This window comes from Mycobacterium colombiense (assembly GCF_001672755.1).
GTDB lineage: Bacteria > Actinomycetota > Actinomycetes > Mycobacteriales > Mycobacteriaceae > Mycobacterium > Mycobacterium colombiense_C.
Genome location: NZ_LZKI01000098.1, coordinates 58,469 through 70,693, shown reverse-complemented (window position 1 = coordinate 70,693; position 12,225 = coordinate 58,469). Strand labels below are relative to the sequence as shown.

Annotated in this window: 10 protein-coding genes; 4 read left to right on the top strand and 6 right to left on the bottom strand. The window is 69.9% G+C overall.

Annotated features, from left to right (window positions below; all coding sequences use genetic code 11):
- Positions 1–2,239 (bottom strand): CaiB/BaiF CoA-transferase family protein (locus tag A5708_RS13990; RefSeq protein ID WP_065029202.1); only part of this gene is annotated, 2,239 nt, incomplete at its 3' end.
- 207 nt (positions 2,240–2,446) lie between these two features.
- Here A5708_RS13990 and A5708_RS13985 point away from each other — a divergent pair.
- From A5708_RS13985 to A5708_RS13970, 4 genes are all read left to right on the top strand, one after another.
- Positions 2,447–3,364 carry an undecaprenyl-diphosphate phosphatase gene (locus tag A5708_RS13985; RefSeq protein WP_065029201.1) on the top strand — a complete coding sequence of 306 codons (918 nt, stop codon included), beginning with the start codon at positions 2,447–2,449 and terminating at the stop codon, positions 3,362–3,364.
- A 99-nt stretch (positions 3,365–3,463) separates the two neighbouring features.
- The gene (locus A5708_RS13980) at positions 3,464–4,324 is read left to right on the top strand and encodes an SDR family oxidoreductase (protein ID WP_065029200.1); all 861 of its coding nucleotides are present in this window, start codon (positions 3,464–3,466) and stop codon (positions 4,322–4,324) included.
- A gap of 44 nt (positions 4,325–4,368) precedes the next feature.
- Positions 4,369–6,768 carry a phosphoketolase gene (locus tag A5708_RS13975; protein ID WP_065029199.1) on the top strand — a complete coding sequence of 800 codons (2,400 nt, stop codon included), beginning with the start codon at positions 4,369–4,371 and terminating at the stop codon, positions 6,766–6,768.
- Positions 6,769–6,813: 45 nt separating this feature from the next.
- A complete protein-coding gene (locus A5708_RS13970; RefSeq protein ID WP_065029198.1) occupies positions 6,814–7,575 on the top strand; it encodes a CPBP family intramembrane glutamic endopeptidase in 762 nt (253 codons plus the stop codon).
- Positions 7,576–7,582: 7 nt separating this feature from the next.
- On the opposite strand, the gene A5708_RS13965 is transcribed toward A5708_RS13970, so the two are convergent.
- The 5 genes from A5708_RS13965 to A5708_RS13945 all read right to left on the bottom strand — a co-directional run bounded on the left by A5708_RS13965 (position 7,583) and on the right by A5708_RS13945 (position 12,222).
- On the bottom strand, positions 7,583–8,611 hold the full coding sequence (locus tag A5708_RS13965; protein ID WP_065029197.1) for a zinc-binding alcohol dehydrogenase family protein: 1,029 nt from the start codon (positions 8,609–8,611) through the stop codon (positions 7,583–7,585).
- Between the two features lie 46 nt (positions 8,612–8,657).
- Positions 8,658–8,960, bottom strand: a complete 303-nt coding sequence (locus A5708_RS13960; protein ID WP_064950814.1) for a GlsB/YeaQ/YmgE family stress response membrane protein — start codon at positions 8,958–8,960, stop codon at positions 8,658–8,660.
- A gap of 146 nt (positions 8,961–9,106) precedes the next feature.
- Complete coding sequence (locus tag A5708_RS13955) at positions 9,107–10,204, bottom strand: alanine and proline-rich secreted protein Apa (RefSeq protein WP_065029196.1); 1,098 nt, start codon at positions 10,202–10,204, stop codon at positions 9,107–9,109.
- A gap of 123 nt (positions 10,205–10,327) precedes the next feature.
- Positions 10,328–11,431, bottom strand: a complete 1,104-nt coding sequence (locus tag A5708_RS13950) for a sulfate/molybdate ABC transporter ATP-binding protein (protein WP_065029195.1) — start codon at positions 11,429–11,431, stop codon at positions 10,328–10,330.
- Positions 11,428–12,222 (bottom strand): ABC transporter permease, encoded by a 795-nt coding sequence (locus A5708_RS13945; protein ID WP_065029194.1) that lies wholly within the window; start codon positions 12,220–12,222, stop codon positions 11,428–11,430. The genes A5708_RS13950 and A5708_RS13945 overlap by 4 nt, the downstream gene beginning before the upstream one ends.
- Positions 12,223–12,225: the final 3 nt, after the last annotated feature.

The window sequence follows — 12,225 nt, the reverse complement described above, 5'->3', positions numbered from 1 at the left end:
CCGTCTCGGCCGGCAACGGGCTTTCGATCAGCGGATGCGTCATGGGGCTGTACACGTTTCGCGCGATCAGCTGCGGGTCCTCGAGTACGTCCGGCGGGCGGTTCATCGGCCCGGCGGGCACCCCGGCCGACTGCAGCAGCTCGGCCGCCCGCAGCGGTGTGCGCGTGCGGGTCCAGCCGGAGACCAGCTCCACCAGCTCGTCGCGATGGTTCAGCCGCGCTTCGCCGGTGGCGAAGCGCGGATCGTCAGCCCACCCGACATGGTCGAAAACCGAAGCGGCGCGGCGCCATTCGTCGTCAGAACGGATCGAGATGACGCACCATTCGTCGTCTCCCGCGCAGGGGTAGACCGCATGCAGGCTGGTGTCCTCGCGGATCTGCGCGACACCCGCGGCCAGCGCGGCCTGCGTGACGTACAGCGTGTCGAGCTGGTTGACCACGACTTCGGCCTGCGAGATGTGCACGTGGGCTCCCCGGCCGACCCGGTTGCGGTGGATCAGCGCGGCCAGCGCGCCGATCGCCGTGACCCGCCCCACCACATGGTCGGGGAAGACCGTCGTCGCGTCGTAAAACCCGTGCCTGCACGTGTCGGCTTCGCCCTGGGCGCCGTCGGACGTCCAGAGCCGGGTGACCCCGGTGGTCGCGCGGACCAGTGGGCCGTAGCCCAATCGGGCGCTCCACGGCCCGGTGTCGCCGAACGCACTGCTTTCGGCCAGCACGATCCGCGGGTTGACGGCGCGCAGCTGATCGTAGGAAAAACCCAGTGCCGTAAGGGTTCCCGGCTTGAAGTTGGCGAACACCGCGTCGGCCTCGGCCACCAGGCGGCCGAAGATCTTCTTGCCCTCGGCGCTGCGCAGGTCCAGTCCCAACCCTCGGTTGTTGCGGTGCGTCCAGGCGAACGACTCGCTCATGGCATCGCCGACCCGGGCCTGCCGCAATCCATCCGGGTAATCGACGCTTTCGACCTTGATGACATCGGCACCGAGGTCACCGAACAACCGGCTCAGCTCGCCACCGGCGACGATGATGCCCAGATCGAGGATCCGCATCCCGGCAAAGGGATAGTCGCCGAGCCGGCCCGAGGACGAGGGCACCACTGACGGATTGCCCCGCCAATACGGCTCGTCGTGGCCCGCGGCCGGTACCGGCGTGCGAAAACCCGCGCGCCGGCCGTCGACGACGAAATATCCGGTCGGCACGCTGGTGCGCACGCCGGGGACAAGTTCGGCGTCGGTGATGGCGCCCACCACCTGAAAGTGTTCGGACCCCAGGATCCGGGCGGGCGTCAGCACCGCGGCGATCGGCACCCCGTTCGCCTGACCGGCGGCCACCAGGTCCTTCATGGTCTGCCCGGCGAACAGCTCCCGGATCAGCTCGCTGATCTGCGGCCAGGCCGCGAACCGCGCACCGATCGCGTCGTATTTCGGGTCCTGGAACTCCTGCGGCTCCCCCAGCCAGCGCCGCAGGCCCCGCCATTGGCGCGGCGCCATCACGCACAGCCGGACGTATCCGTCCTGACACGGGTAGATCGGGTAGGCGTCCTGGTTCTTCGGCCGGCCCCGCCACCGCCCGCTGCGACGGACCCCGGCGGCGGCCTGACCGTGCGCGCCGAAGGCGGGATCGAGGGCCATGACGACGGCGTCGAACCAGGAGAAGTCGATGTAATCGCCTGTGCCGCAGCGCAATCGGTTGTAGTACGCCGCGAGCGCGGCCCACGCCGCCTGAACCGCGGCGGTCGCCGACGCGATGCCGTCCGGTGGCAGCACGGGGGTGCCCGTGGTGGGACCGGAGCGCGACAACGCGCCACACATCGCGTACAACACCGGATCGGTGGCACGCCACGACGACCGCGAACCCGTCGCACCGAAGTCGGTGATCGACAGCACCACCAGGTGCGAATAGCGGGCCGCCAGCTCCTCGCCCGAGGTCCCGAACATGGCTCCGCGCTCGTCGGCGCCGGTGTCGACGACGATGTCGGCCTCGGCGGCCAGATCCAGGAAGCGGTCGCAGTCTTCGTCGTCGAACGGATCGAGCACCGCGCTGCGCTTGTTCGCGTTGTGCATCGCGAACGGAATGCTGGCCTCGCGCAGCGTGGGCAGCGCGTCGCGTCCCAAGCAACCGCCCGGCGGTTCCACCTTGAGGACGTCGGCGCCGAGGTCGGCGAACAGCCTGGTGACCGCGTCCGCGACGCCGCTCGACAAGTCGAGGACACGCACGGCATCGAGCAATCCGTCGGCCATCTGGACACCGTACCTGCCTGGTCAGGCCGCTGCGCGGCGGGCGTTCCCGGCGCCGATCGGCCACCGCGGCGGCCAAAGTGCCGGGCGGGCAAGCTGATTCGGCGGGCGCGCGGTCGGCTGCGGAGCAACGTTCGGCCGAAGGTCGGCGTCGGCTATCGTCACAGGCCGATCCGCCCGACCCGTCCGTCGTCTCATGGAGGCAGCACTATGACCGCGCACCTGAGCTACGTGGAGGCCGTGGTGGTCGGCGCGTTCCAAGGCGTCACCGAGCTGTTCCCGGTGTCCAGCCTGGGGCACGCGGTGCTGGTGCCGGCGCTGGTCGGCGGGCGATGGGCCCAGGACCTCAGCGTGTCCGCCCCCAAATCGCCGTACCTCGCGTTCATCGTGGGCCTGCACGTGGCCACCGCCGCGGCCCTGCTGGTGTTCTTCTGGCGCGACTGGGTGCGCATCCTGACGGGCTTCATCACCTCGCTGCGCCATCGGCGGATTCAGACGCCCGACGAACGGCTCGCCTGGCTGATCGTGGGGGGCACCATCCCGGTGGGCCTGGCCGGGCTCCTGCTGGAACAGCTGTTCCGCACCACACTCGGCAAACCCGTCCCCGCGGCGGCCTTCCTGTTGCTCAACGGCATCGCCCTGTATGTGGGCGAGATGCTGCGCCGACGCATCGCGCCCGCACCGGATGCGGCCGCGACGGCCGGCGGGGAAGCCGAACACGGCGACGAGGCCTCCGACCACCGGCTCGCCCAACTCCCGCTGCCCCGCGGCGTGGTGATCGGTGCGGCGCAGATCCTCGCGCTGCTGCCCGGCATCAGCCGCTCGGGAATCACCATCGTCGCCGGACTGTGGCGCGGCTTGTCGCACGAAGACGCCGCCCGATTCTCCTTTTTGCTTGCGACCCCGATCATCCTGGCCGCGGGCGTGTACAAGATCCCGGAACTCTTCGGGCCGCTCGGCGCCGGAATCGGCGGCCAGGTGCTGGCCGGCAGCGTCGCCTCATTCGTGTGCGCCTATCTCGCCGTGCGCTTCCTGACACGGTATTTCGAGACCCGCACGCTGACGCCGTTCGCGATCTACTGCGCCTTGGCCGGCGGCGCCAGCCTGGTCTGGTTCGCCCTGAGCTGAACCGGCAGGTCACCGGGGATTGTTGCGCGGGGCGACGTCGAGTGCTGTGCTTAGCCCGTGGTCTAGTTGACACCCGTCAAGAAACTGGAGGGGACCGGAATGGCAGACACGGTTTCGATCGGCCTGAAGGGCAGCGGCCGGCTGAAAGGCAAGGTCGTCGTGATCACCGGGGGCGCCCGGGGTATCGGGCTGGCCACCGCCACCGAGCTGCACAATCTGGGCGCCAAGGTCGCCATCGGCGACGTCGACGAGGTGCGGGTGAAGGAGTCGGGCGCCGATCTGGGTCTCGACGTCTACGGGAAGCTCGACGTCACCGATCCACGGTCGTTCTCCGATTTCCTGGACGAGGTCGAGCGCCAGCTCGGCCCGATCGACGTGCTGATCAACAACGCCGGCATCATGCCCGTCGGCAAGGTCGTCGACGAGCCGGACGCGGTCACCCGGCGGATCCTGGACATCAATGTCTACGGCGTGATCGTCGGCAGCAAACTGGCCGCCCAGCGCATGGCGCCGCGCGGTAAGGGGCACGTCATCAACGTCGCCTCGCTGGCCGGTGAACTCAACATCGTCGGCCTGGCCACCTACTGCGCCAGCAAGCACGCGGTGATCGGATTCACCGACTCGGCCCGGCTGGAGTACCACGACGCCGGCGTGAAGTTCTCGCTGGTGTTGCCGACGTTCGTCAACACCGAGCTGGTCGCCGGGACTCCAGGCATGAAGGGGTTCCGGAACGCCGAACCCACCGAGATCGCCGGCGCGATCGTCAACCTGGTGGCCCACCCCAAGCCGCGGGTGCGGTTCACCAAGGCGGCGGGCGCCATGGTGGTGTCCCAGAAGTTCTGGCCGCGCCGAATTGCCGAGGGGCTCAACCGAATGCTGGGCGGTGATCACGTCTTCACCGACGACGTCGACGTCGCCAAGCGCCGGGCGTACGAGGCCCGCGCCCGCGGCGAAGAGTAACCGCGCACGAGCATTGTTCACCGAAGGGGCGGACAATCGGGCGGGTGAGCCTAGAAACCCGCACCTCCGCGCCCACCGAATCTCCGCTCTCCGACGACGAACTCGCTCTGCTCGACAAGTACTGGCGCGCCGCCAATTATTTGTCGGTCGGGCAGATCTACCTCCTGGACAACCCGCTGCTCACCGAGCCGCTGGCCACCGAGCACGTCAAACCGCGGTTGCTGGGGCACTGGGGCACGACGCCCGGGCTCAACCTCGTCTATGCCCACCTGAACCGGATCATCCGCAACCGCGACGCCGACGTCATCTACGTGACCGGGCCGGGTCACGGCGGCCCCGGGCTGGTCGCCAACGCCTACCTGGAAGGCACCTACAGCGAGGTGTACACCGGCATCGAGGAGGACGCCGAAGGGCTGCGCAAGCTGTTCCGGCAGTTCTCCTTCCCCGGCGGCATCCCCAGCCACGTCGCGGCGCAGACGCCGGGATCCATCCACGAGGGCGGTGAGCTCGGCTACGCGCTGGTGCACGCCTACGGCGCGGCCCTGGACAACCCGTACCTGGTGGTGGCCTGCGTCGTCGGCGACGGCGAGGCCGAAACCGGACCGCTGGCCGCCAGCTGGCACTCCAACAAGTTCCTCAACCCCGTGACCGACGGCGCCGTGCTGCCGATCCTGGCGCTCAACGGCTACAAGATCGCCAACCCGACGGTGCTGGCCCGCATCCCGCACGACGAGCTGGAGTCGTTGTTGCGCGGCTACGGCTACCGGCCGATCACGGTCGCCGCGCATGAAGACCAGGACCCGGCCGACGTGCACCGGCAACTGGCGGCCGCGCTCGACGACGCCTTCGACGACATCGCGGCCATCCAGAGCGCGGCCCGCGGCGGCGGGCAGGCGCAGCGCCCGGTGTGGCCGATGATCGTGTTGCGCACGCCCAAGGGCTGGACCGGGCCCAAGGTGGTGGACGGCAAGAAGGTCGAGGGCACCTGGCGCTCGCATCAGGTGCCGCTGTCCGAGACGCACGACAATCCCGAGCACCGCGCCCAGCTGGAGGAGTGGCTGCGCAGCTACGCGCCCGATGAGCTTTTCGACGACAACGGCAGGCTGCGCGACGAATTACGTGCGCTGGCACCCAAAGGCGATCGCCGGATGAGCGCCAACCCGCACGCCAACGGCGGGCTGCTGCTGCACGACCTGGACCTGCCGGACTTTCGCGACTACGCCGTGGCCGTCGAGCGGCCGGCGGCGGCCACGCACGAGGCCACCCGCGTGCTGGGCGCGTTCCTGCGCGACGTGATCGCGCGCAACCGGGACCGATTCCGGCTGATGGGGCCCGACGAGACGGCCTCCAATCGGCTCGACGCCGTCTTCGGGTCGACCGACAAGGTGTGGCTTTCGGAGGTCGAGCCCGTGGACGAGCACCTGGCGCCCGACGGCCGGGTGATGGAGGTGCTCTCCGAGCACCTGTGCCAGGGCTGGCTGGAGGGCTATCTGCTGACCGGGCGGCACGGGCTGTTCAACTGCTACGAGGCGTTCGTGCACATCGTCGACTCGATGATGAACCAGCATGCGAAGTGGCTTGCCACCAGCCGGGAATTGCCGTGGCGCCGGCCGATCGCGTCGCTCAACTACTTGCTCAGCTCGCACGTCTGGCGTCAGGACCATAACGGCGCGTCCCACCAGGACCCGGGCTTCATCGACCTCGTCGCCAACAAGCGCCCCGAGCTGACCCGCGTCTACCTGCCGCCGGACGGCAACACACTGCTCTCGGTGGCCGATCACTGCCTGCGCAGCCGCGACTACATCAACGTCATCGTCGCCGGCAAGCAGCCCGCGCTGGCCTACCTCGACATGGACTCCGCGATCGCGCACTGCACCCGCGGCCTGGGCATCTGGCCCTGGGCGAGCACGGCCACCGACGAACCCGACGTGGTGCTGGCCTGCGCCGGCGACATCCCCACCCTGGAGACGCTGGCCGCCGCCGACATCCTGCGCCGCGAGCTGCCGGAGCTGGGCGTCCGGGTGATCAACATCGTCGACCTGATGCGGCTGCAGCCGGATTCCGAGCACCCGCACGGGCTGCCGGACCGCGAGTTCGACGCGCTGTTCACCCGCGACAAGCCGGTCATCTTCGCCTACCACGGCTATCCGTGGCTGATCCACCGGCTCACCTACAGCCGCACCAACCACGCCCACCTGCACGTGCGCGGCTTCAAGGAGCGCGGCACCACGACGACGCCGTTCGACATGGTGATGCTGAACGATCTGGACCGCTTCCACCTGGTCATAGATGTCATCGACCGGGTGGACGGGCTGGCCAGTCGCGCCGCCATACTGCGGCAGCGGATGGTCGACGCCCGGCTCGCCGCGCGGATGTACACCCGCGAGCACGGCGAGGACGACCCGAAGATCGCCGGCTGGACCTGGCAGTCGCGCGAGCAGTGATGCGAGCAACCCGGTCGGACCGTCCGGCGCCGGTAAACTGGTCGGATGCTTGACGCCACCGGGACAGCCGATATTCAACCCGCGGTGTCTCAGCTCTCGGCGCTGCACCGATTCCGGATCCACCTCGACATCGCCGTCGTCGTCGTGGTGCTGGTGCTGACCAACCTGATCGCGCACTTCACCACCCCGTGGGCGAGCATCGCCACCGTCCCGGCCGCGGCCGTCGGGCTGGTCATTTTGATGCGCTGGCGGGGCCTGGGCTGGGCGGACCTCGGCCTGGGCCGCGAGCACTGGAAGCCGGGCATGGGTTACGCGCTGGCCGCCGTGGCCGTCGTCGCGTCGGTGATCGCGCTGGGCGTGCTGCTGCCGGAGACCCGGCCGCTGTTCATGAACAACCGCTACGCCACGGTCTCCGGGGCGATGATCGCCTCGATGGTCGTCATCCCGCTGCAGACCGTCATCCCCGAGGAACTGGCCTTCCGGGGCGTCCTGCACGGCGCGCTCAACCGGGCCTGGGGCTTTCGCGGCGTGGCGCTGGCGGGTTCGCTGTTGTTCGGGCTGTGGCACGTCGCCACGTCGCTCGGGCTGACCAGCAGCAACGTCGGTTTCACCCGGCTGTTCGGCGGCGGAATCGTGGGCATGATGGCCGGGGTGACCGGGGCCGTGCTGGCGACCGGGGCCGCCGGCTTCGTCTTCAGCTGGCTGCGCCGGCGCAGCGGCAGCCTGATCGCGCCCATCGCGTTGCACTGGTCGTTGAACGGGCTCGGAGCGCTGGCCGCCGCGCTGGTGTGGCACCTGTCCACCTGACGCCGGATCAGACCAGCAGCACCGCCGCTCCAGCGATGCGGCCCGCACTCAGATCGGCCAGCGCCCGATCCGCTTGCCCGAGCGAATATTCCGGCGTCGTCACCTCGATGTGGTGCTTTGCTGCGAAGGCCAGGAAGGCCCGCGCGTCCGCCCGGGTGTTGGATGTGACCGATCGGACCTGGCGTTCCTGGAACAGGTGACGCTGATAGTTCAGGGCCGGGATGTCGGACAGGTGGATCCCGGCGATCGCGAGGGTTCCGCCACGGTCCAGCGCTTCCAGCGCGGGCAGCACCAGATCACCCACCGGGGCAAACAAAATCGCGGCATCCAGCGGCACCGGGGGTGGGTCGGCCGCACCCTGCGCCGACGCCGCGCCGAGCTTCAACGCCAGCTCCTGCGCCTCGGATCCGCGGGTCATCACGTGCACCTCGGCGCCTTGCGCCAGCGCCACCTGCGCCGTGATGTGCGCGCTGCCACCGAAGCCGTAGAGGCCCAGGCGGCCGCCGGGCGGCAGCTCGGCGCGCTGTAGCGAGCGGTAGCCGATGATGCCCGCACACAACAAGGGGGCCAGCTCGCTGTCGCTGTAGCCGCTCGGCAAGGGATGGGCGAAAGCGGCCGGGACCGTGGCGAATTCGGCGTAACCGCCGTCGGCGTCCCAACCGGTGTAGCGGGAATCGGGGCAGAGGTTCTCGTCGCCGCGGCGGCAGTAGGCGCACACGCCGCAGGTGTGGCGCAGCCAGGCGATGCCCACCCGGTCCCCCACCCGGAACTCGTCGCCGGCCTGCTCACCCATCCTGATGACCTCCCCGACCACCTCGTGACCGGGGGTGACCCGGTCCCGATGCACAGGCAGGTCACCTTCGGTGACGTGCAGGTCGGTGCGGCAGACGCCGCAGGCGCGCACCGCCACCAGCAGTTCGGCGGGGCCGGGGTGTGGCACCTCGGCGCTGACCTGCTCCAGCGGGCCGGTGTTGATCGGTCCGGGCCGACGCACACGCCAAGCCCGCATTGCCGTGGTGGTCACCGGTGGAGGCATCAATCCATCATGCCGCTAACCACCACGGCCGCAACGGGTTAAGCCGTTAGGTCCTGTGCCGCACCATGCCGACGACCCAGAGGAGGAGCAGGGCTCCGAGCAGCGCGGTGAAGAAGGTGAAGATAATGCCACCACCCGCGGTGTTGACGAAGAAGCTCAGGATGAAGCCGCCGATCAGCGCGCCGACAATTCCGATGACGATGTCCATCAGGATGCCGGCACCGCTGCCCCTGATGATCCGGCTGGCGATCGCGCCCGCCAGACCGCCGATGATGATGTAGCCGATCCAGCCGACGCTGGTCAGCGTGGAGGAGCGAGCCAGATATTCGGTAGCAGCAATGACGTCCATGGAAGTCTCCTTGCAATGGCTGGCAAAGCCCAGCTATTTGCTGGGCCGTTATTTCGGTATACCCAGTTTGGGTCACGAAATGAGCGCCGAATTGGAGACGGTTGACCGGTCGATTTCGGGTGTGAGCAGGCCGTCGCGCGGCGCGGTCAGGCCGAGAGGGTCTGCTGCGGCGTTGGTGTGGGCGTCGGGCTGACCTCAGAGGAGGCCGGCGCGCCACCTGGAACCGGGGCGGGTGCCCCGGGCGCCGGTGCCGGTGCGGCCGGAGCAGCGGGCGCCGGTGCCGGTGCGGCCGGAGCAGCGGGCGCCGGTGCCGGCGCGCCGGGAGCCGGCGCTGTCCCCGGTGCGCCCGGCGCTGCGGGGGCTCCTGGAGCCGCCGGCGGGGCCGCGGGGGGTGTCCACGCCTGGATCGACTCGGTGAGCGCCTTGGCCGCGCCCCGGTCCACCGGGTCGTTCGAGGTTCCGAGCCACACGACGAACCAGCGTTGGGCGGTCCCACCGTTGGCGGAACCGATGACGCCCGTCCAGATCTGACCGTTCGGCTTGGACGCATCGCTGAACTTGACTTCGTAGTACGACGCGCTGCCGGTGCTTCCGTTGCTCCCGTTGAGCGGGGTGGCGTCCTGGTTGATCCGGGTGCCGGGATAGGGCATGAAGAACTCACCCATGTCCGAGCCCAGCCGCACCGCCGCCTTGGCGTTGTTGGCTTCCGCACTGGCATAGAGCTTTTGGTCCAGGCGGCCCATCACGATGCGGGTGTCGTTGGCGACCGCTGGCGGCTGGTCGGGCATCGGCGGTGGGCCGGTGACCTTGCTCAGCAGCGCCGATCCGTAGTCGAGGTGCGACGCGTCCGACTCCACCCAGCCGGCCGGCAGGACGTAGCTGAATCCCCCGACCGCGTTGGTGATCCGCCCGGCGTTCGGGTCAGCCGGCGGTGGCGGCGGCGCATTCGGGTCGACGGGCGGCGGCGGCGCGCCGTTCGGGTTGGCCGGCGGTGGCGGGGCCGCGTTGGGATCACCCGGCGCCGGTTGCCCATTCGGCGCCTGGGCCGCGGGCGGCGCGTTGGTCGCCGGCGCCCCCGGTGGGGCCACGGCCGTGGTCGGCGGGACCGGGGTCGGCACCTCGGGATCGGCGCTGGAAGTCGCCGGCAACGCGATGGCGACTGCGCTGGCACCGGTCACCGTGGTGAGCGCCAGCGTCGTCCACAGTCCTTTGCGACGGGTCGAGGTCGGATCCACCTGCTCCATGGCGACGAACCTACCGTGTTACCGCTGTGACGCAAGGATGCATTGCGGGCTAATGCGGTACGGATTTACCGATGTTGCCGATGTGCAATCTTTTCGGGGGGATGACGCCGCTCACTCAGCGGCTCACCGCGCGGCGGGATACAGCGCGACCTCGTGGGCCTTGACCGAGAACCACACCCGATCCCCGGGCATCAATTGCAGCTCGGACGCGGCGTCGACGGTGATCTCCGCGGCGAGGCCCGGGCCACCGTCGGGCTGCGGGGCTGCGCGCACCCACACGGCCGCCCCGCGGACATCCATCTCGGCCACGGTGACCTCAACGGTGTTGCGGGGGCTGCCGTGCGGGCGATCGCGGTAAACGGCCACCGCCGTCGGCGGGAACACCGCGATCGCATGCTGGTCCGGCGCGATCGGTTCGTCGCTCTCCGGTGGGGCCGCATGCCAGCGGTCGCCGGATGCCGCGCACAGCGAGCCGTCACGGTCGATGGTTCCGTTCACCAGGTTGATGCCCGCGATGCGGGCCGCGAAATGACTGCGGGGTGCGGTGAGAACCTCGGGCACCGGCCCGATTTCGGAGATCGTGCCGGATTCCAGCACCAGGACGCGATCGGCCAGAGTGAATACGTCCAGCAGGTCGTGGGTGACCAGGATCGCCGCGCAGCCGATGCGGGTGATGACCTTGCGCAACACCGCCCGGATCGCCGCGGCCGCGGCGACGTCGAGCCCGGCCAGCGGTTCGTCGAGCAGCAACACGTCGGGTTCGGCCGCCAGCGCCCGGGCGATCGCGACCCGCTGGGCCTGCCCGCCGGACAGCTGCCGCGGTTTTCGGTCGGCGAAGCGTTCGGCATCCACCTCGCGCAGCCAGCGCAGTGCGGTCGCCGCCTGGGCGGCGCGAGCCGGGCGCCACCTCGCGCGCCGACTGTGCGGTCCGAAAGCGACATTGGCGGCCACGCTCATGTGCGGGAACAGCAACGCGTCCTGCAGCAGCAGCCCGACCCGGCGGTCGTGCGTCGCCACATTTATCCCGGCCGCGGTGTCGGTCAAGACCCGGTCCCCCAGCCGCACCACCCCGTCGTCCGGACGAAGAAGCCCCGCGATGACGTGCAGGACGGTCGATTTGCCCGCGCCGTTGGGGCCGAGCACCGCGAGCACCTCACCCGCGGACACGGAGAACTCCACGTCCACATGGCGATCCCCGACGGCCGCGCGCAGCTGCAATTCGCTCATGCCTGCCCGGTTCCGGTCAGCCGGCGAGTGCCCAGACCCAAGACCACCAGGGCCGCCACCACCACCAACAGGATCGACAGCGCCACAGCGGCATTGGCGTCGGTCACCCGTTGCAGATAGATCTCCAGCGGCAGCGTGCGTGTCACCCCCTGCCGGGATCCGGCGAACGTCAGCGTCGCGCCGAATTCGCCCAGCGAGCGGGCGAAGGCCAGCACCGCCCCCGACACGACGCCCGGCAACAGCAGCGGCAAGGTGACGCGCCACCAGACGACGTTCGGGCGCGCTCCCAGCGTCGCGGCCACCAGCTCGAAGTCCGCCCCCGCCGTCCGCGCGGCGCCCTCCAGCGAAATCACCAGAAACGGCAACGAGACGAAGGTCTGGGCCAGGACCACGGCGGTGGTGCTGAACGCGATGCTGACACCGGCGGCTTCCAGGTACCGGCCGAGCAGCCCGAGCCGGCCGAACGCGTACAGCAACGCGATTCCACCCACCACGGGCGGCAGCACCAGCGGTAGCAGGATCAGGGGTCGCAGCAACCGGATCGCGCGCGCCGTGCTGCGCGCCAGGACCAGCGCCATCGGCACCCCCAGCGCCAGGCACAGCACCGTGCTGGCAGCGGCGGTCTTCAGGCTCAGCAACAACGCCGTCCGCGACGACGAGCTGCTGATCAGCGACCCGAAATGCGGCCAGTCGACCTTGACCGCGACGGCCAGCAACGGCAGCACCACGAAAACGGTGCCCACTGCCGCGGGGACGTACACCCAGCGGGGCAGATCCGTCGGCCGGTGCATGGG